Raw genomic sequence first — 19,801 nt, 5'->3', positions numbered from 1 at the left:
ATCGTCAAATACTTATAAATTAGCTTTATATGCCTTTTAGTTTTATCGAGGATGCACGCCTTGGATCAGGACAAACCCCGCAAGCGCCGTGGCGCCGGACGCGTCACGCTCGATACCGTGGCCCGCCAGGCCGGTGTCTCGGCGATCACTGTGTCGCGCTACTTCAATCAGCCGGAGCAGGTATCCCCTGAGCGCCGGGAGCGGATCGCCGCGGTCGTGGCGCAATTGGGTTATGTGCCCAACCTGGTCGCCGGCGGTTTGGCCTCGGCGCGGGGCAAGATCGTCGGCATGGTGATTCCGAACATCTCCGGACCGATTTTCGCCAACACCATCCAGGGTTTCAGCGACACCCTAAGCCAGCACGGCTACCAGTTGCTGCTGGCCTCGAGTTATTTCAGCGCCGAGCAGGAAGAGAGCGCGGTACGGGCCTTTCTCGGCTGGTCGCCGGCGGCCCTGGTGCTGACCAGCCACTTCCACAGCGCCGGCACCGAGAAGATGATCAGCGAGGCCGACATTCCGGTGATCGAGACCTGGGACTACCAACCCGAGCGCGAGCCGCTGCAGATCGGTTTCTCCCACTATGAAGTCGGTGTCAGCGCCGCGCGTTATTTGCATGGCAAGGGTTTTCGGCGCATCGCCTTTGTGCAGAACAGCGCCGCCGGCGACTTCAGCGCGCTGGAGCGGCGCGACGGCTATGCCGCCTGCCTTGCAGAGCTGGGTCTGCAGCCCTGGGTGTTCGCACCGGATGCCGGACGGCCGCCGTTCGACGCGGGCAAACAGGCCATGGAGGCGTTGATGAACAGTGCGTCACCACCCGACGCCATCATCTTTGCCAATGACAACCTCGCCGCCGGTGGCTTGCTGGCTGGACAACGCGCCGGACTGAAGATCCCCGAAGACTGCGCAGTGCTCGGCTTCGGCGACTACCCCTTCGCCGAAATGCTCCTGCCGAGCCTGAGCAGCATCCGCCCGCCTGCCCTGGAGATCGGTGTGCTGGCGGCGACACGGGTTCTGCAGAGCCTGGGGGTGTTGCCGGTTGAAGACGAGGTGCAGCGATTGAATCTGCTGCAGTGCGAGGTGATTGAGCGGAAAAGTGCGTGAGGAAGCCAACTCCCACAGGGTCCTGGGGCGCATGCAAAACCTGTGGGGCCCGCTCCCACAGGGGCTGAATTGTTTCGGGTCTTACTTCAGAAACCCCAGATCCAACGGGTAATCGAGGATGATCCGCGTCTGGTCGAGGTCATTGGCAATCGCGCCGTAATCCCCGCCGGTGCGCATCGAGGCGAGCATCAGGCGTAGCGAGAGGTTTTTCGCCGGGCCTGACTGCACCACGTACTTGACCCACAGATCACGCTCCCACTGCGAACCGTCGCGCACCGCCTGGTAGCGCGAATAGGCGCCGCCGGCATCGCGGCCGTCGATGTCGGTACCGCGAATGTAGCGGGCGGTGAAGGTCAGGCCGGGTACGCCGAGCACGGCGGCATCCAGGTCATAGCGGGCACTCCAGGCCTTTTCGTTGGGGCTGTTGAAGTCACTGCCCTGGGACGCTGCATCCAGTTCAATATCAAAACTGTTCCAGACATAGTCGAAGGGCTGGTCGCCATCGATCTGCGTATACGCCAATTCAAACTTGTGCCCGGCCAGCGCATACCCCACCCGGGTGCTCCAGGCATCGTTGCGAATATCCCCCAACAACGCCGCGCCGGTATTACGGGTGCGGTAGTAATTGACCCCGGTGTTGACCACACCGCCGACATTTAATGGCAGGCGATAATCAATCGAGGCAAATTGCTGATTCCAGATATCGTCCAGTTCGGAACCGAAGAGTTTGATCTTGACGTTATTGATCCCGCTATAAATACCGCCGTAGTAACTGACAAACTCACTGTCCGGCTGACGCCCGCTGTAAGCCGTGCCCAGATCCCCACCGTGATTCGGTTGCGCCCGATCGCTGCTGGAAACAAACCGCCCGCCACTCAGGGTCAAGCCTTCAATTGAGCGGTCCGTGGCATTCCAACCCCTGAGGGTTTGTGGCAGCAGACGAATATCACCGTACTTGAGCACCGGCGAATCGGGGAACAGGTCGCCGTAGGCCAGTTCAGTCTGACCAACACGCATCTTCACCGCGCCACCGGCCTTGGAGTAGCCGCTTTTCGGCTCGCCGTCGTTGTCCCGCGAAACAATGCCGCCATTACCGATGCCATCACCGACCCGGCCATTGCCGCCATCGAGTTTCAGGGCGCCCATGTAATGCGCATCCAGGCCAAACCCCACCAAGCCCTGGGTAAAACCGGAGTTGAACTTGGCCAGCACCCCTTGTGCCCACTCCTGGCGATAACTTTGCCGCTCGCCCTCTGGATTGCGGTAACTGCCGTTACGGTTATCGGCGTTCCAGTAGAAGTTGCGCAGCCCCACCGAAGTGCTGCTGTCTTCAATAAAGCCCGATTCAGCCGCGCTCACGGTTGCACTGTTCAGGCAGACACTGGCGCCGGCCATCAAGGTAAAAAGTTTGAACCACATGGTGTTGTTCCTTATTGCCAACGTTGAATAACGGCAGCGTTGAATTTTTATTGTTATTGACCAGGTGTCTGTGGATCAGGCAGCAGCAAGCCCGACCGCTAACTTGCGCCGAGGCGAAAGTTGCACCCTTGTTGTTTTAGGGAGTGCCCGGGCCGGCCAGCAGCCCGGGGAAAAGCCATCAGCGTGAAGCGGTCAAACCGTCGAAGAAGCGCTTGGCGTTTTCGTCGAGGGTGGCGATGTCGTAGCCGCCCTCCTGCACCACCACGCACGGCAGGCCGAGGGCCTTGATCCGCTGGCCGAGGATGCGGAAGCCTTCGTGGGTGACAGCGACTTTGGACTGCGGATCGTTTTCATAGATGTCGAAGCCCAGGGACAACACCAGTACGTCCGGGGCAAAGTCGCGCAGTGCCGTCTCTGCCTGATCCATGCAAGCGAAGAAATCCGCCTCGCTGGAGCCGTGGGCCATGGGCAGATTGAGGTTGAAGCCCTCGCCATGCCCTGTGCCGATCTCATCGTCGAAACCGGCCACCACCGGGTAGAAGTTGGTCGGATCGCCATGGATCGACACGTAGAGCACATCGTCGCGCTCGTAGAAGATCTCCTGGATGCCCTGGCCGTGGTGCATGTCGGTGTCGAGCACCGCGACCTTGGCAAACTTGCCGCGCAACACCTGAGCGGCAATCGCCGCGTTGTTGAGGAAGCAGAAACCGCCTGCGCCCTCGGCCCGGGCATGGTGCCCCGGTGGACGGCACAGGGCGTAAGCCGCCTGGTCGCCTTCGATAATCGCGTGGGCTGCGGCCACTGCACTCTGCGCCGACCAGTAGGCCGCCTGCCAGGTGTGCCGGCCAATCGGGCAACTGCCATCGGCCAGGTAACGCGCGGTCTTGCCGAGGATTCCGCGCAGTGGATTGCCTTCGCGGATATAGATGTTCGACATCACCTCGTCGCCCCAATCCTCCGGCACTTCGTGCCACTGCTGGTAGGCGCTGCTCAGGTAGTCCAGGTAGGCCGGGCTGTGCACCGCAGCGAGCGGCGCCTGGCCGTGGTCGGCCGGTTCCAGCAGCGGGTAACCCAGTTGCTCGACCACCGCCAGCAGCGGATCGATGCGTTGAGGGATCTCCTGCGGCTCACGCATCTGCCCGCGCGACAGGTAGGAACGAGGATGGTGCAGGCGCTGGGCCGGGTGGAAAAACGTCTTCATAGATGAACCTCATGCCGTTTCAGACTGCGCGCCAGCCCCACTGGCGAGCGCAGTGATTAATCCGTTGTCCGTTCAATAACCCTGTTCGGGATCGACCAGATTGTTCAATGTCAGCCCTGCACTCAGCCGCGCCACGTTGTCGCTCACCTGCCGGGCGATGCACAGGTCCGAGGCGGCGGACGCCATGTGCGGCGTCACCCAGACCCCCGGCGTGCGCCACAGCGGCGAATCCGCGGGCAACGGTTCCTGCTCGAACACATCGAGCAAGGCACCGCGCAACTGCCCACTGGCCAGGGCCTGCTGCAGGTCCGGGTGATTCAGGTGTTGGCCACGACCGCAGTTGATCAGCGCGCTGCCTTTTGCCATGTGCCGGAACACCTCGCGGCCCAGCACGCCTTCGGTGGCGGCGGTCAGCGGCAGCAGGTTGACCAGCACATCCAGCTCTTCCAGAAATGCCGGCAGCGCGGCGGCGCCGTCAAAGGTGCTGACGCCGTCAATCAGCCGGGGCGTCCGCGCCCAACCGCGCACAGCGTAGCCGGCCTCGGCCAGACGCACGGCCACCGGCGCGCCAATCGCCCCCAGGCCCATGACCCCGACCCTGAAATCCTCAGCCTTGCGCTGCACTGGGCGCTGCCAGTGTTGCCGGGGGTGGCCGGCGATGACCTGGTCGAAGCCGCGATGAAAGTGCAGCACGCCCCAGTGCACGTACTCGCTCATGCCCAGGGTGTGATCCGGATCGACCACGCGGCACACCGGCACCGACGGATCGCGCGACGGGTCCTGGGCCAGGTGATCGACCCCCGAGCCAATCGAATAGACCAGGCGCAGGTTGCCCAGGGCGCCGAGGCTGCCCGCCGGGGGAAACCAGCACAGCGCAACCTCGGCCTGGTCCGCACCGGGATCTTCAGGGCGCAACACCGGCAACTCTGGTGCATGGCGGGCGAAAAGCGTGGCCAGCCAATCGGTCAGCGCCGGGTTCTGGCATAACAAGACGATAGCGGCCATGGTCAGCTGCACCACTCGGCACGCTGCCCGTCGATCAGACTGAGCGCCGCCTGCCAGGCCAGGTCGATAATCCCGTCGATGCCGTCACGGCCAAACTGCGCGGCAGTGTGTCGACACACGGCTTCATCGGGAATGTTCAGCGCCACGCCACAGGACAGCGCCTGGATCTGTGCCTGGCAGGCACGTTCGAGGAAGTAGATCTCGTGGAACGCCGCCGCCACGCTACCGCCGGCCGCCAGCAGGCCGTGGTTGCGCAGGATCATCGCCTTGTGCGAACCGAGATCCGCCACCAGTCGCTCGCGCTCGGCCATCGACAGGGCGATGCCTTCGTAGGTGTGGTACGCCAGGTTGCCGTAGAACTTCAGCGCGTGCTGGGTCAGCGGCAACAGACCATCGCGCTGGGCCGCCACCGCCATGCCCGCTGCGGTGTGGGTATGGATGATGCAGTGCAGGTCCGGACGCGCCTCATGGATCGCCGAATGGATGACGAAGCCGGCTGCGTTGACGTGGCCGCTGGCATGGCTGTCGACCACCTTCCCTTCCAGGTCGATCAGCACCAGGTCGCTGGCACGCATTTTCTCGAACGCCACGCCGTAGCGATTGATCAGGAAATGCCGCTGCGGTCCCGGCACCCGCAGGGTGATGTGGGTGTCGATCAGGTCGGTCATACGGTAGTAGGCGATCAGCCGATACAGCGCCGCCAGTTCGCAGCGCGACTGCCATTCGATCTCGGACATGCCAGTGGGCTTGCTCATTAAACAGCTCCTTGGGAAACAGTCAGCGGCAGCGGCCTGGCATTGGCGCTACGCAGATGTGCCAGGCCGAGTACGCCAACCAGCGACATCACAGCCAGCACGCTGAAGAAAATTGCCAGCGGCCACCACTGCCCGGCGAAGTAGCCGGCGAGGAAGGTGCCGATCAGCGGGGTCAGGCCACCGGTCAAGCCGCTGCCTAACTGGTAGGCGATCGAGATGCCGGAGTAGCGCACCCGGGCATGAAAGGCTTCGGCCATGTAGCCGGCGATCACCGCGTACAGCGCCGCCAACAGCAGTACGGCCAAGGCGATGCCGGCGGTCATGTAGAACAGATTGCCGGTCTGCACCAGCAGGAACATCGGGTACGGCACCAGGATGCACAGGCTCGCCACCCACTTGAGAAAGCGCCCCTCGCCGAGGCGTTCGGCGAGCAGTGCCGAGCAGGGTTGGGAGAGAAACTGCAGGATGGTGACCACGAACAGGCAGTCGAGGATGGTGGTCTTGGCGATGCCCTGATACTGGGTGACGTAGGTGATCATGAAGGTGTTGGTGAAGAAGAAACCGCCGGAGCCAATGGTCACTGCCAGGGCTGCGAACAGAATGCTTTTCCAGTCCTTGCGGATCACTTCCAGCACTGGGTTTGCGACGGTCTGGCCGCTGTCCTTGACCTCGGCGAACTCCGGCGATTCCGGCACGCCGAAACGAATAGCCAGGCCGACCATCATCAGCACCCCGCTCATCAGGAACGGAATCCGCCAGCCCCAACTCATCAGCGCGTCCTGCTCCATGGAGCTGATGCAACGGAAGGCGATCAACGCCAACAACAGGCCCGCCGGGCTGCCCCACTGGGCGAACGAGGCGAAGAACACTTTGCGTCCCTTGGGTGCGTGTTCGCTGGCCATCAACACCGCCCCGCCCCACTCGCCACCGACCGAGATGCCTTGCAGCAAGCGCAGGAACACCAGGCCGATGGGTGCCCAGATACCGGCCTGGGCGTAGGTCGGCAACAGGCCGATGCAGGTAGTGGCGACGCCCATCAGGACGATGGTCAGCAGGAGCATTTTCTTGCGCCCGAGGCGATCACCGAGGTGACCGAAGACCATGCCGGCGAACGGCCGGGCGATAAAGCCCACGGCGAAGCTGCCGAACGCCGCCATGGTGCTGAGCATCGGGTTTTCACTGGGGAAGAACAGTTGGCCAAGAACCAGCGCTGCCGCGAAGGCATAGATGTAGAAGTCGTAGAATTCGATGGTGGTGCCGATAAAGGCCGCTGCCGCGGCACGGCGCGGGCTTGAGGGGGTATGCGTCATCTGAGGCTCCTGGGCGTCATTGTTATAAGCAGGAGGAAAGTCGGGTCATGCCCTGGGCATGTTGCTCGCACTCTGGCGGTGCGTTGCTGGATCTTGCGCCAAGCCCTATTCTAGGAAAAGCTTCTAATCTAAATACTCAAGTATAAGCCAGCACAATAATGACCACGCCCTCTTCCCCCGTGTTACGTGCTCCCGACGCCAAGCGTTTTCTCAACGACCGCCTCGACTGGAACCTGTTGCGCACCTTCCTGGTGATTGGCCAGGAAGGCAGCATCAGCCGCGCCGCCGCCCGCCTGCACCTGAGCCAGCCGGCCGTCAGCCAGGCCCTGCGCCGCCTCGAAGAGCAACTGGACAGCGCGCTGGTGGTGCGTCGCGGGCCGCGCATCAGCCTGTCGAAGGCCGGTGAAGAAGTGATGCAGATCGCTGCCGAACTGTACGGCACGGTCTCGCGTCTCGGCCCGGCTCTGGATTCACCCGCCGAGACGGTGGTGGGCAAGATCCGCATGCTGACCATCAGCCGTATCCAGTCGCGCTGCTACGATGAATTCCTCGCCCAGTTTCACCTTGAGTTCCCGCAGGTGGAATTTGAAGTGGACGTGCTGCGCAGCTCCGATGTGGCCAGCGCGCTGTTGCAGAAAACCGCTTCGTTCGGCCTGAGCCTGTGCCGCACGCCGCAGCCGAAACTGGAGCAGCGGGTACTGTTGCAGCAGCGCTATGCGTTTTTCTGCGGCAAGCGTCACCGCTTGTTTGGCCGCACTAACCTGACCCTGGCGGACTTGCAGAGTGAGAATTTTGTCAGTTTTACCAGCGACCAGATTGGCGGCAACCTGTCTCCGCTGACGGTGTTTCGTGATCAGCAGGGGTTCACCGGACGCATCGTCGCCTCGACCCCGAGCCTCGACGAGATCCGCCGCTTGGTGGGTGCGGGTTATGGCATCGGTTGCCTGCCGGAGCACATCGTCGAGGATGACGTGCAGGCCGGCGAAGTCTGGCGCCTGCCGCCGGCTGAGGGGGTGATTGATGTAAACGTGTATTTGCTGTGGAACCGTGAGCAGAAGCTGACTCGGGCTGAGTCGGTGTTTCTGGAGCGGTTTGAGCAGATGTTGATGGTGACGGATATGGCGGAGCGGTTTTAGTTAGGGTGGGTTGACCATGTATTTATGCCCGTGTGGGAGCTAGCCTGCTAGCGATGGCTCCCCCGCGCTTATATCATTCCGAATGATAGTTACCTTCGCCTCATTCGATTCGTGAGATAGAGCCTCGCGACGCATTATCCGCCCATCTCAATACAGTGGCGGAGTTATCCATGGAACAGTCTCTCAAACATTTGCGCTTGCCCTTGGCCGCCCTTGCCGTGCTGGTCATGAGCGCCTGCGGCAAAGCCCCGGAAACAGCCGGTTCGATGCCGCCGGCCAAGGTCAGTGTGGCCAAGGTGCTGGAGCAGCCGGTCAACGAGTGGGATGAGTTCACCGGCCGCCTCGAAGCGCCGGAAACCGTGGAGATCCGTCCACGGGTCTCCGGGCAGATTGATGAAGTGGCCTTCAGCGAAGGCGCCCTGGTGAAAAAGGGTGATTTGCTGTTCCAGATCGACCCACGGCCGTTCCAGGCTGAAGTCCGCCGCCTAGAAGCACTGGTGGCCCAGGGTCGCGCCAACGCCACTCGCAGTGAAAACGAAGCCCAGCGCGGCGAGCGCCTGCGTACCAGCAATGCGATTTCCGCCGAGTTGGCCGACTCGCGCACCAGCGCCGCCCAGGAAGCCCGGGCTGCAGTCGGCGCGATTCAGGCACAACTGGATCTGGCTAAACTCAACCTGAGCTTCACCCGGGTCACCGCGCCGATCAGTGGCCGCGTCAGCCGTGCAGAAATCACCGCCGGCAACCTGGTTACCGCCGATGTCACCGCGCTGACCAGCGTGGTTTCCACCGACAAGGTCTACGCCTACTTCGACGCCGATGAGCGGGTGTTCCTCAAGTACAGCCAGCTCGCCCGCCAGGGTCAACGCGGCCAGAGCACCCCGGTGTACCTCGGTCTGTCCAACGAAGACGGCAACCCGCATCTGGGCCAGATGAACTTCCTCGACAACCAGGTCAATCCCAAGACCGGCACCATTCGTGGTCGCGCGGTGTTCGACAACAGCAAGGGCGAATACACCCCGGGCCTGTATGCACGCCTGAAACTGGTGGGCAGCGGCACCTATTCGGCAGTGCTGATCACCGACGAAGCGGTGGGCACCGACCTCGGCAAGAAGTTCGTGCTGGTGATGGACGGCAATAACAACTCGGTTTACCGCTCGGTGGAACTGGGGCCGAAGATCGAAGGCCTGCGCATCGTGCGCAGCGGCTTGAACAAGGACGACACGATCATCGTCAAGGGCTTGCAGCGGGTGCGTCCAGGCTCGCCGGTGACCCCTGAAGTGGTGCAGATGGCCAGCCAGGAAACCCTCGCCGCCCTCGCCCAACAACGCCAGGCGCTCGAAGCCAGCAACCTGCCCCAAGTCGCGCCTGCCAAGGTTGCGCCGGGTGCGGCTGTGAAGCTCGCCGCTGCGACTCCACGCGGTTAAGGGATACAGACTCCAATGAATTTTTCCCAGTTCTTCATTTCCCGGCCGATCTTCGCCGCGGTGTTGTCGCTGCTGATCCTGATCGCCGGGGCGATCTCGCTATTCCAGCTGCCAATCAGCGAATACCCGGAAGTGGTGCCGCCGACCGTGGTGGTGCGCGCCAACTTCCCGGGTGCCAACCCCAAGGTCATCGGCGAAACCGTCGCCGCGCCGCTTGAGCAGGCGATCACCGGGGTCGAGAACATGCTGTACATGTCCTCGCAGTCCACCGCCGACGGCAAGATCACCCTGACCATCACCTTCGCCCTCGGCACCGACCTGGACAACGCTCAGGTGCAGGTGCAAAACCGCGTGACCCGCACCGAGCCCAAGCTTCCCGAGGAAGTGACGCGCATCGGTATCACCGTCGACAAGGCCTCGCCCGACCTGACCATGGTTGTGCACCTGACCTCGCCGGACAAACGCTACGACATGCTCTACCTGTCCAACTACGCGATCCTCAATATCAAGGATGAGCTGGCGCGTCTCGGCGGCGTCGGTGACGTGCAGTTGTTCGGCATGGGCGACTACTCGCTGCGAGTGTGGCTGGATCCGAACAAGACCGCGTCGCGCAACCTGACCGCTACCGACGTGGTCAACGCGATTCGTGAGCAGAACCGCCAGGTCGCTGCCGGTGCCCTCGGTGCGCCACCCGCGCCCAACGCCCAGAGTTTCCAGCTGTCGGTCAACACTCAGGGCCGTCTGGTCAGTGAGGAAGAATTCGAGAACATCATTATTCGCTCCGGCGATAACGGTGAGATCACTCGCCTGAAAGACATCGCCCGGGTCGAGCTGGGCTCCAGCCAGTACGCCCTGCGTTCGCTGCTGAACAACCAGCCGGCGGTGGCGATCCCGATCTTCCAGCGCCCAGGCTCCAACGCCATCGAGATTTCCAACGAAGTCCGGGCGAAGATGGCCGAACTGAAACAGAACTTCCCCGAAGGCATGGACTTCAGCATCGTCTATGACCCGACGATCTTCGTCCGCGGCTCGATCGAAGCGGTGGTTCACACCCTGTTCGAAGCGCTGATCCTGGTGGTGCTGGTGGTGATCCTGTTCCTGCAGACCTGGCGCGCCTCGATCATTCCGTTGGTGGCGGTGCCGGTATCCTTGATCGGTACGTTTGCGGTGATGCACCTGTTCGGCTTCTCGCTCAACGCGCTGTCGCTGTTCGGCCTGGTACTGGCGATCGGTATCGTGGTGGACGACGCCATCGTGGTGGTAGAGAACGTCGAACGGAACATTGAACTGGGACTCAACCCCTTCGATGCGACCAAAAAGGCGATGGGCGAAGTGACCGGCCCGATCATTGCCACGGCGCTGGTGCTCTGTGCGGTGTTTATCCCGGCGGCGTTCATCTCCGGCCTGACCGGGCAGTTCTACAAGCAGTTCGCCTTGACCATTGCCATCTCGACCGTGATCTCGGCCTTCAACTCCCTGACTCTGTCGCCGGCCCTGGCCGCTGTATTGCTCAAACCCCATGACGCGCCCAAGGACCGTTTCTCGCGGATCCTCGACAAGCTGTTCGGCGGCTGGCTGTTCCGTCCGTTCAACCGCTTCTTCGATCGCGCCAGCCATGGTTACGTCAGCACCGTGGCCCGGGTTATCCGCAGCAGCGGCATCGCCCTGGTGCTGTATGCAGGCCTGATGGTGCTGACCTTCTTCGGCTTCTCCAGTACCCCGACCGGTTTCGTACCCGGCCAGGATAAGCAGTACCTGGTGGCCTTCGCCCAACTGCCGGACGCGGCCAGCCTGGACCGCACCGAAGACGTGATCAAGCGCATGTCCGACCTGGCGCTGAAACAGCCGGGCGTGGAAAGCGCCGTAGCCTTCCCCGGCCTGTCGATCAACGGCTTCACCAACAGCCCCAACGCCGGGATCGTGTTCGTCACCCTCAAGCCGTTCGATGAGCGCAAGGATCCGAGCATGTCCGCCGGGGCCATTGCCGGTGCCTTGAACGGCCAGTTCGCGGATATTCAGGAAGCCTACATGGCGATCTTCCCACCGCCGCCGGTACAGGGCCTGGGCACCATTGGCGGGTTCCGCCTGCAGATCGAGGACCGGGGCAACCTGGGCTACGACGAGCTGTACAAAGAAACCATGAACATCATCAACAAGAGCCACAACGTGCCAGAACTGGCCGGGCTGTTCACCAGCTACACGGTGAACGTGCCGCAGGTCGATGCTGCCATCGACCGCGAAAAAGCCAAGACCCACGGCGTGGCCGTCAGCGACATCTTCGACACCCTGCAGATCTACCTGGGTTCGCTGTATGCCAACGACTTCAACCGCTTCGGCCGCACCTATCAGGTCAACGTCCAGGCCGAGCAGCAGTTCCGCCTCGAACCGGAGCAGATCGGCCAGCTGAAAGTGCGCAACAACAAGGGCGAGATGATCCCGCTGGCGACCTTCATCAAGGTCAGCGACACCTCGGGGCCGGACCGCGTGATGCACTACAACGGCTTCATCACCGCTGAAATCAACGGTGCCGCCGCACCTGGCTACAGCTCGGGCCAGGCGGAAAAGGCCATCGAGAAGCTACTCAAGGAAGAACTGCCCAACGGCATGACCTACGAATGGACCGACTTGACCTACCAGCAGATTCTGTCCGGCAACACCGCACTGCTGGTGTTCCCGCTCTGCGTATTGCTGGCGTTCCTGGTGCTCGCGGCGCAGTACGAAAGCTGGAGCCTGCCATTGGCAGTAATCCTGATTGTGCCGATGACCCTGCTGTCGGCCATCACCGGGGTGATTCTGTCCGGCGGTGACAACAACATCTTCACGCAGATCGGCTTGATCGTACTGGTGGGGTTGGCGTGCAAGAACGCGATCCTGATCGTCGAGTTTGCCAAGGACAAGCAAGAGGAAGGCATGGATGCGCTGAGCGCGGTGCTGGAAGCCTGCCGCCTGCGTCTGCGGCCGATCCTGATGACCTCGTTCGCCTTCATCATGGGGGTGGTGCCCCTGGTGTTCTCCAGCGGCGCCGGTGCCGAAATGCGCCATGCCATGGGTGTTGCAGTGTTCTCCGGGATGCTCGGGGTAACCTTCTTCGGCCTGCTGCTGACGCCGGTGTTCTACCTGTTGATCCGTCGTTATGTGGAGCGCGGTGAAGCGCGCAAAGCCAACAAGGCCCTGCAACTGGAGGCGCAACAATGAGCCTGAAAGCCTTTCTGCCGAGCCTGCTGGCGCTGGCCCTGAGTGCCTGCGCCGTCGGCCCGGACTATCAGACGCCAGCCACCGAGGCCGCCAACATCACGGCGGCCACTGACGGCGCCAATGGCCAGAAAAACTTCGACCGTTCGCGGTTCGAAGGCATCTGGTGGCAGCAATTCGAGGATCCGATCCTCAACCAATTAGTCAGCACCTCGTTGCAGGGCAACCGTGAGTTGCGCGTGGCCTTTGACCGGCTGCGGGCGGCACGGGCGTTCCGCGACGACGTCAGCAACGACGCCATGCCGGTGATCACCAGCCGGGTCAGCAGTGACCTGGCCAAGGGGCAGATTCCCGGCCAGACCACCGACCGGGTCAACAGCGAACGCTATGACCTGGGCCTGGACATGGCCTGGGAGGTCGACCTGTTCGGCCGGATCCAGCGCAACCTGGAAGCGGCCGACGCCGACACCCAGGTGGCGGCGGCCGATCTCTATCAGTTGCAGGTGACGATGATTGCCGAACTGGTGGACGCCTACGGGCAACTGCGTGGCGCGCAACTGCGGGAGAAAATCGCCCTGGCCAACCTGCAGAACCAGCAGGAGTCGAGCAAGATCACCGTCAGCCTGCGCGATGCCGGGGTCGGCGATCAGCTCGACGTGGTCCGCGCCGACGCCCGCCTGGCTTCCGTGGAAGCCAGCGTGCCGCAATTGCAGGAAGTGCAGATCCGTCAACGCAACCGCATCGCCACCCTGCTCGGCGAGCGCCCGGACAAACTCAGCGTCGACCTGAGCCCGGCGAGTCTGCCGGCGATCGCCAAGGCCCTGCCGATTGGTGATCCGGGGCAACTGCTACAACGCCGTCCAGACATCCAGAGCGCCGAACGCAAACTGGCCGCCGCCACCGCGCGCATTGGCGTAGCCAAGGCCGACCTGTTCCCTCGAGTCAGCCTCAGCGGCTTCCTCGGTTTCACCGCCGGGCGGGGTTCGCAGATCGGCTCATCTGCCGCGAACGCCTGGGCGCTGGGCCCGAGCATCACCTGGGCGGCCTTCGACCTGGGCAGCGTAAGGGCTCGCTTGCGCGCCGCGGATGCCAACGCCGATGGCGCCCTGGCGACCTACGAACAGCAAGTGCTGCTGGCATTGGAGGAATCGGAAAACGCGTTCTCTGACTACGGTAAACGGCAGCAGCGCCTGATTTCGCTGATCCGCCAGAGCGAGTCAAGTCGCGCCGCCGCCGACCTTGCGCAAATTCGCTATCGCGAAGGCACGGTGGACTTCCTGGTGCTGCTCGACGCCCAGCGCGAACGCCTTGCCGCAGAAGACTCCCAGGCCCAGGCCGAGGTCGATCTGTACCGTGGCATCGTCGCCATCTACAAAGCCCTCGGTGGCGGATGGCAACCCGAAATCGTGGCCAGCAACTAGACTTACCAGTGCTCCTTTGGTTGGCCGCAACCAACCAATTTTTAGCCCCGCGTCTCATTCGGTCGCGGGGCTTTTTTTGTTGTGTCAAGTGGAGATAAGGCTTTTGTGGGAGCCAGCCTGCTGGCGATGGGGCCATCAGCGACACCGCATCAACTTCATCGCTAGCAGGCTAGCTCCTACAGGGTCCGGTGCTGATCACCAGAGTTCAATTCATAGACCCCATCAATCACCCCGTCAGCCAGAACAATTGGACACCCTGCCCCCCACCTTCTAGCCTTCCATCACTGCGCAAACGCCAGTCAATGAGCTGAAGACCCACCCCATGATCGTCCGCCCCAAACCGCACCTGCTGGCCATCCTGTTTTCCCTCAAGGGCTCGATTGCCAAGCGCATTGCCCTGCGCAGCCTGTTGGTGACCTTGCTGGCCTCGGTCATCGTGCTGATTGAAACCCTGCACCCGGCGTACTTTTCCAAGGTCAACGCCACACCCTTTACGCTGCTGGGCTTATCCCTGTCGATCTTCATGAGTTTTCGCAACAACGCCTGCTACGACCGCTGGTGGGAGGGGCGCAAGCAGTTGGGGCAGATGATTATCGAGGTGCGCTCGTTGATCCGCGAAACCCAGGTACTCAAGGACGCGAATGAACGCGAGGGGTTGCTGCGCGAGTTATGCGGCTTCGCCCATGGCCTGATCGCCCGCCTGCGCCTCGAAGACGAAGCGCGGGCCATTGCGGCCTGGACCGACGTCAGCCACGACCTGCAGCACCCCAACCTCAGCGACCGTCTGTTGCAACGCATCGGCGCCCGCTGCTCGCGCCTGGCCGAGGATGGCCAGATCAGCGAATGGCGCTACACCCAACTGGAAACCCGGCTGGTCAGCCTGAGCCAGGTGCAGGCCTCATGTGAGCGGATCAAGAGCACGCCGTTGCCCTTTCCATACACTCTGCTGCTGCACCGCACCATCTACCTGTTCTGCATCCTCCTGCCCTTCGCCATGGCCGAACCCCTGGGCTGGCTGACGCCGGTGTTCACTGCCATCGTCAGCTACACCTTCTTCGGCCTGGACGAAATCGGCGACGACCTCGAAGATCCGTTTGGATTTGATGAAAACGATTTGCCGTGCAACGCCATCCTGCGCACCCTCGAACGCGAGGTGCTGGCGGCGTTGGGGAATGAAGAGCTGCCGCCGGCGTTGCTGCCCATTGAGTATGTGCTGGATTGATTGGGGTTTGACTGAACGCCGCGTTTCGTCTGATATCCATTTCTGTCGCATTGTGGCGAAGGCATTTTCCCGGTGTACATATCCGTCACCGCGCAAATGAATATGTACACAGTCAACAGCGCCGCAGCCAATTCCCCCCCCTCGCAGTTTTCGGATAGCGCCACCTCCCCACCCCACCCCCGGCACCATGCGCGGCCCCATTCGCCACAGCCCATGGATAATCCTGTGAAACGCCTTTCTCGCCTGCTTCCAGTGGTCCTGCTTCTCGCCGTGACCGGTTGTACGACCATGCCCGATGCGCAAACCCATCACTCCGGCTTCCTTGACGACTACGCTCGCATGACCAAGGACCCGCAATGGCCCAAGAGCGAGGTGTGGGTCAAGCCCGGTCTCGAGCTGAGCCAGTCCTATCAGAAGCGGGTGTACATTGAGCCGCCACGCCTGTACTCCAGCGACACGGATCTCAAGCGCAACCCGGCCGAAACCCGCGCGATGCTCAAATACCTGAACCAGGCGATGATGCATCAGTTCCTCACCGCCGGTTATGAAGTCACCCGCCACCCGGAGCCCAACACCTTGATGCTGCGCACCGCTATCACCGGCAGCGAGCGTACGCCGCGTGACCTGTCGATCCCGGAATACCTGCCGATCGGCTTCGTCATCGGCGGCGCCATGCACCTGACCGGCACCCGCGACGAGAGCGTACGGATATTCTTCGAAGGCGAGATGCGTGACGCCAAGAGCCGCGAACTGCTGGCCCAGTCCGTCAGCGCCACCACTGGCAAAAACATCTCGCCATCGGCCGTGACCAAAATCGAGGACACCTACCCGGCCCTTGATGCCTGGGCCAAACAGCTACGGGAAAGGGCTGACCAGGCCTTCGCCAAGCCTGCCAGCAGCCACTGACCCACCCCCTTGCATCAGGCTCATCCAGGTTGGCTAGACTGTGGCTGACGAGCAAAACTTCACGCACAACAGCGCCGCCAGAGGATCGACCATGAGCCATTCTTTCACCTTGAAAAACGGCTCCAGGGCGCTGTTCAACCCCGATGACTCGACGCTGTCGATCACCACACCGCTGGGCGAAGTCCAGCACAGCACCCTCGGACGCGCCGAATCGCGCCTGCTCGATCTGCTGCTGGCCGAGCCGGGGGTGATCAAGACCCGCGAGCAGATCATCGAACACACCTGGAATGATCGGGTAGTCGCCTCCGGCAGCCTGAACCAGGTGGTGTTCTCCCTGCGCAACCTGCTCAACGACAGCCGCGACCACGACATCCTGATGACCATCCCGCGGCGCGGCTACCGCTTCAACCCGCTGTATGTCCGCAACGGTGCTGACGCCGAGGCAGCGCCGACGGCAATCGAGCCCGAACCGCTCACCGCACCGGTTGCCGCGGCGCCTGCCGCCCCGATCAAAGAGCCGCCGAACTGGCTGCGATTGGGCTATGCCTTCACCCTGCTCATGTGCCTGGCGACCCTGGCCCATTTCAGCCTGTCGTCGAAGACCCCGAGCATCGAAGTTGCCAGTACCCAACGCGGCAACCTGACCCTCAGCACCCTCGGCTCTACCCAGGATCAAGCCCAGGCCCTCGGCTCCGCCGTCGACAAACAACTGCACAACCTGCCCAGGGATCTGGCCGGACAGGTGTGGATTCACCAATCCAAGAGCAACTACTCGATCTCATGCATTCGCACCGACCAGACCACCCGCAACCTGCTGTTCAACCCCCAGCAACGGCAACTGGCCGACGTCCTGGCGCAATGCCTGGAGGTCAGCCTGTGAGCCTGCACGGCAAAACCCCCTGGCAATGGCTGTTGCTGGCCCTGATCAACCTTGGCTGCCTGGGTGCCCTGTTCTACTCGCCGGTACCGTTCAACAGCAACAGCAACTTCCACACCCTGAGCCGGCAGTGGCTGGAGGATCAGAGCCAATTGAACACCGAGGAATTCCTCACCGTCAGCGAACATCGCATGACCCACTCGACCATCGAAAGCCTCAACGGGCAGCTGCGCAATGCCACCCTGACCGCCGATATCATCCACGCCAGCCCCAACGCCGTTGAAGTCAAAGTGGTGCGCGCGAAACTCAGCCAGGACAGCGAACTGTTCGCCATCGACAAGACCCCGGACCTGTTTTTTCGCCGCCAGTACGTGGTCCAGGAAGGCTCGACCCTCAACTACAGCTTCCTCGCCACTCCCAGCGACAACACCCTGTGTTTCTTCCAGCACGAGATGGATCGCCTGCGCTGCATGAACCACTGAAAGCGCGACAAATGACAATCAATGATTTGCTTTAAGCGCCCCGGACGCCGAGCCTGCTGCCTTTTCCCGACCCAGGAGACCCGCATGCTCAGCCGTCGCTTGAACGCCCTACCGCTCAAACAAAAAGTCCTGCTTTGCCTGTTCGCCTATCTCTGCGGGGTCACTCTGGCCTGGCTGGTGGACATCTGAATCACCCGCCCCGCTGCCTCTTGCAACCGTCGACTCGCATTCATCAGGGTCTCGCCATGACGTCGCGCGCAATCAAATTTCACTACGCCGCCTTTACCCCGCAACTGGACATCAGCTACCGGCCGATCATCGACCGGCGCCACGATCGGCTGACCGGCGCCCTGGCACTGCCACGCTGGAGTCTGGACGGAATGATCGTGAAGCCTGCCACGCTCAGCGCAGCCGAATCCACCGAGGCGGTGCTGCGCCAGATCGCCGAGGACTACAGCGGCTATTTGTGGGCCTGCACAAACTTTTCGATCCGCCTCGAACTCAGCCCCCAGACCCTTCTCAATCAACACTTTCCGGAAATGGTCGACTCGCTGCTCGCCCGCTATGGCATTCCTGCTCCGGCCATCACGTTCGGCCTCAGTAGCAGTTCGAGTCGCCGCCAACCAGTGGGCGCCTCGCGGATCAATGCCCCGCCGCTGTCGATCGCCGCCCTGGCCCGCCGCTATTTCTCCATCGCCAATGAAGCCCAAACCGTGCCGCGCTGAGCCAATAAGCATTAATGATTTTTATCAAGCCGTCCTGCCGGGCATTGTCCCGCTCAACACCTCACCCCCTTCATGTTTAAGGATTGCACTGCACATGCCATTTCGTAAGTTCGCCATCGCGTCCCTGATTTCGTTGCTGTCGTTGCCGGCATTGGCCGATGACAAGGGTTTCTATGTGGGCGCGGGCCTGACCCAGATCGAAACCGACAACAGCTCCCTGAGCGATGAAGACAACAGCTACAAGGTCTTTGCCGGCTACCGCGCCAATGGCTACCTGGCGTTCGAGGGCGCGATCGTCGATCTGGGCAAGTTCAAGGAAGATAACCTGGACTTCGAAGGCCATTCGGCGCAGGTCGCCGCCCATGTCGGCTTTCCCCTGGGCCAGCGCTTCCGTCTGTTCGGCAGCGTCGGGGCCCACGCCTGGGACGCCGACGGCAATGCCACCGACGACGACACCGGGGTCGACCTGACCTACGGCGCCGGGGTGGAAATGGACGTGTTCCGCAACATCGGCATCCGCGCCGAGTACGAAGTGCTGCAAGTCGGTGACATCGATCTGAATCAAACCACCGCCTCTGCCTTTATACTGTTCTGATTACACACACCGGGCGCGCACCGTGTTCGCCCGGTTTGATCCTTTCAGACATCGTTTTGCGTTTTCCAGGCACCCTCACTGTCCAGCATGACTACCCTTGCGTCTCCCGCTCTGCTCACCCTCGAATCCGTAGCCCTGGACCAACTGTCCGTCGGCAATGACTTCTGGCGCATCGACTTCTCGTCCATCGAAAAAGATGCACGGGTGCAGCGCCTGCGCCACGTCCGCGGCCCACGCCTGCGCCACAGCCGCTTCGACCTCGGCTGTTCGATCAGCGCCGTCAGCAGCGTGCCCGAAGGCCACGTCACCCTGGCCCTGTCGCAATCGGCCACCGGCCGGCCGACCTGGAACCAGCAACGGCTGCACCCCAACGAGCTGATGGTGTTGTACAGCGGCGAAGAAGTGCACTACCTGGGGGAGCCGGATGAAGCGCTGTTCACCGTCACCACCACCCTCGAACACTACGAGCAGTGCCGCCAAGCCCAGGGTGCTGTCGACGTGCTCAAGCAGCGTCGCGACCAGCGCTATCAGGCACCGGACCTGTGCTCGCTGAAATTGGCAGTGAATACCATCAGCGTCTCGCTGAACCAGCGCCATCCGCCCGATGCCTTGACCGGTGCGCAATGGGAAGCGACCTTGCTCAGTTCGCTGCTGCAGGCCCTCAGCCCTGCGCTCGAGTCGACCCGCGAGGCGCCGCTGCGGCGCAAAGTCGCCAGCCAGGCCATCGACTATTTGCACGCTCACGCCCACACCGCAGTGACCATGCAGCAACTGACCCAAACCCTCGGCACCCCGGGGCGCACCTTGCACCAGGGCTTTGTCGAGACCTTCGGCACCACGCCCATGGCTTACCTGCGCACACTGCGCCTGTCGAATGCCCGGCACGACCTGCTGACCCAGCGCTGGGCCACGGTCACCGAAACCGCCATGCAGTGGAATTTCTTCCATCTTGGGCGCTTCTCCCAGGACTATCAGCGCATCTACGGGGAAACGCCGTCACAGACGTTCCGCCGCAACAGCGCCTGACACC

Annotated in this window: 17 protein-coding genes; 12 read left to right on the top strand and 5 right to left on the bottom strand. The window is 62.3% G+C overall.

Going from position 1 to position 19,801, the window contains the following annotated elements:
• Positions 1-60 precede the first annotated feature (60 nt).
• Positions 61-1,101, top strand: coding sequence for a LacI family DNA-binding transcriptional regulator (locus tag KW062_RS14315; protein WP_105755189.1), 1,041 nt, complete (start codon positions 61-63; stop codon positions 1,099-1,101).
• Positions 1,102-1,182: 81 nt separating this feature from the next.
• Here the strand turns inward: KW062_RS14315 and KW062_RS14310 are convergent, their stop codons facing one another.
• The 5 genes from KW062_RS14310 to KW062_RS14290 form a co-directional block, all read right to left on the bottom strand.
• A complete protein-coding gene (locus tag KW062_RS14310) occupies positions 1,183-2,520 on the bottom strand; it encodes an OprD family porin (protein WP_051550602.1) in 1,338 nt (445 codons plus the stop codon).
• Between the two features lie 178 nt (positions 2,521-2,698).
• A complete protein-coding gene (locus tag KW062_RS14305; protein ID WP_105755188.1) occupies positions 2,699-3,721 on the bottom strand; it encodes a histone deacetylase family protein in 1,023 nt (340 codons plus the stop codon).
• A gap of 72 nt (positions 3,722-3,793) precedes the next feature.
• Positions 3,794-4,726 carry a 2-hydroxyacid dehydrogenase gene (locus KW062_RS14300; protein WP_105755236.1) on the bottom strand — a complete coding sequence of 311 codons (933 nt, stop codon included), beginning with the start codon at positions 4,724-4,726 and terminating at the stop codon, positions 3,794-3,796.
• A gap of 2 nt (positions 4,727-4,728) precedes the next feature.
• Positions 4,729-5,481, bottom strand: a complete 753-nt coding sequence (locus tag KW062_RS14295) for a class II aldolase/adducin family protein (protein WP_027620783.1) — start codon at positions 5,479-5,481, stop codon at positions 4,729-4,731.
• On the bottom strand, positions 5,481-6,791 hold the full coding sequence (locus tag KW062_RS14290; protein WP_027620782.1) for an MFS transporter: 1,311 nt from the start codon (positions 6,789-6,791) through the stop codon (positions 5,481-5,483). The genes KW062_RS14295 and KW062_RS14290 overlap by 1 nt, the downstream gene beginning before the upstream one ends.
• A gap of 158 nt (positions 6,792-6,949) precedes the next feature.
• Between KW062_RS14290 and KW062_RS14285 the strand changes: the two genes are divergently transcribed.
• From KW062_RS14285 to KW062_RS14235, 11 genes are all read left to right on the top strand, one after another.
• The gene (locus KW062_RS14285) at positions 6,950-7,927 is read left to right on the top strand and encodes a LysR family transcriptional regulator (protein WP_027620781.1); all 978 of its coding nucleotides are present in this window, start codon (positions 6,950-6,952) and stop codon (positions 7,925-7,927) included.
• A 170-nt stretch (positions 7,928-8,097) separates the two neighbouring features.
• The gene (gene mexE, locus KW062_RS14280; protein ID WP_027620780.1) at positions 8,098-9,351 is read left to right on the top strand and encodes a multidrug efflux RND transporter periplasmic adaptor subunit MexE; all 1,254 of its coding nucleotides are present in this window, start codon (positions 8,098-8,100) and stop codon (positions 9,349-9,351) included.
• Positions 9,352-9,366: 15 nt separating this feature from the next.
• The gene (locus KW062_RS14275) at positions 9,367-12,546 is read left to right on the top strand and encodes an efflux RND transporter permease subunit (protein ID WP_027620779.1); all 3,180 of its coding nucleotides are present in this window, start codon (positions 9,367-9,369) and stop codon (positions 12,544-12,546) included.
• Positions 12,543-13,964, top strand: coding sequence for an efflux transporter outer membrane subunit (locus KW062_RS14270; RefSeq protein WP_027620778.1), 1,422 nt, complete (start codon positions 12,543-12,545; stop codon positions 13,962-13,964). The genes KW062_RS14275 and KW062_RS14270 overlap by 4 nt, the downstream gene beginning before the upstream one ends.
• Before the next feature lie 322 nt (positions 13,965-14,286).
• Complete coding sequence (locus tag KW062_RS14265; protein WP_105755187.1) at positions 14,287-15,186, top strand: bestrophin family protein; 900 nt, start codon at positions 14,287-14,289, stop codon at positions 15,184-15,186.
• Between the two features lie 225 nt (positions 15,187-15,411).
• Positions 15,412-16,092, top strand: a complete 681-nt coding sequence (locus tag KW062_RS14260; protein ID WP_051550601.1) for a DUF3313 domain-containing protein — start codon at positions 15,412-15,414, stop codon at positions 16,090-16,092.
• Between the two features lie 91 nt (positions 16,093-16,183).
• The gene (locus KW062_RS14255) at positions 16,184-16,972 is read left to right on the top strand and encodes a winged helix-turn-helix domain-containing protein (protein ID WP_105756036.1); all 789 of its coding nucleotides are present in this window, start codon (positions 16,184-16,186) and stop codon (positions 16,970-16,972) included.
• Positions 16,969-17,451, top strand: a complete 483-nt coding sequence (locus KW062_RS14250) for a hypothetical protein (protein ID WP_256351095.1) — start codon at positions 16,969-16,971, stop codon at positions 17,449-17,451. Before KW062_RS14255 ends, KW062_RS14250 begins: the two co-directional genes overlap by 4 nt.
• Before the next feature lie 245 nt (positions 17,452-17,696).
• Positions 17,697-18,176, top strand: coding sequence for an EAL domain-containing protein (locus KW062_RS14245; protein WP_105756038.1), 480 nt, complete (start codon positions 17,697-17,699; stop codon positions 18,174-18,176).
• 94 nt (positions 18,177-18,270) lie between these two features.
• Entirely contained in the window at positions 18,271-18,771 is a 501-nt protein-coding gene (locus tag KW062_RS14240; protein ID WP_027620772.1) for an outer membrane beta-barrel protein, read from the top strand.
• Positions 18,772-18,858: 87 nt separating this feature from the next.
• On the top strand, positions 18,859-19,797 hold the full coding sequence (locus KW062_RS14235; RefSeq protein ID WP_105756039.1) for a helix-turn-helix domain-containing protein: 939 nt from the start codon (positions 18,859-18,861) through the stop codon (positions 19,795-19,797).
• Positions 19,798-19,801: the final 4 nt, after the last annotated feature.

The organism is Pseudomonas fluorescens (assembly GCF_019212185.1).
Classification (GTDB): domain Bacteria; phylum Pseudomonadota; class Gammaproteobacteria; order Pseudomonadales; family Pseudomonadaceae; genus Aquipseudomonas.
Note: the sequence above shows the minus strand (reverse complement) of the source record. Positions and strands in the feature narration are given on the sequence as shown.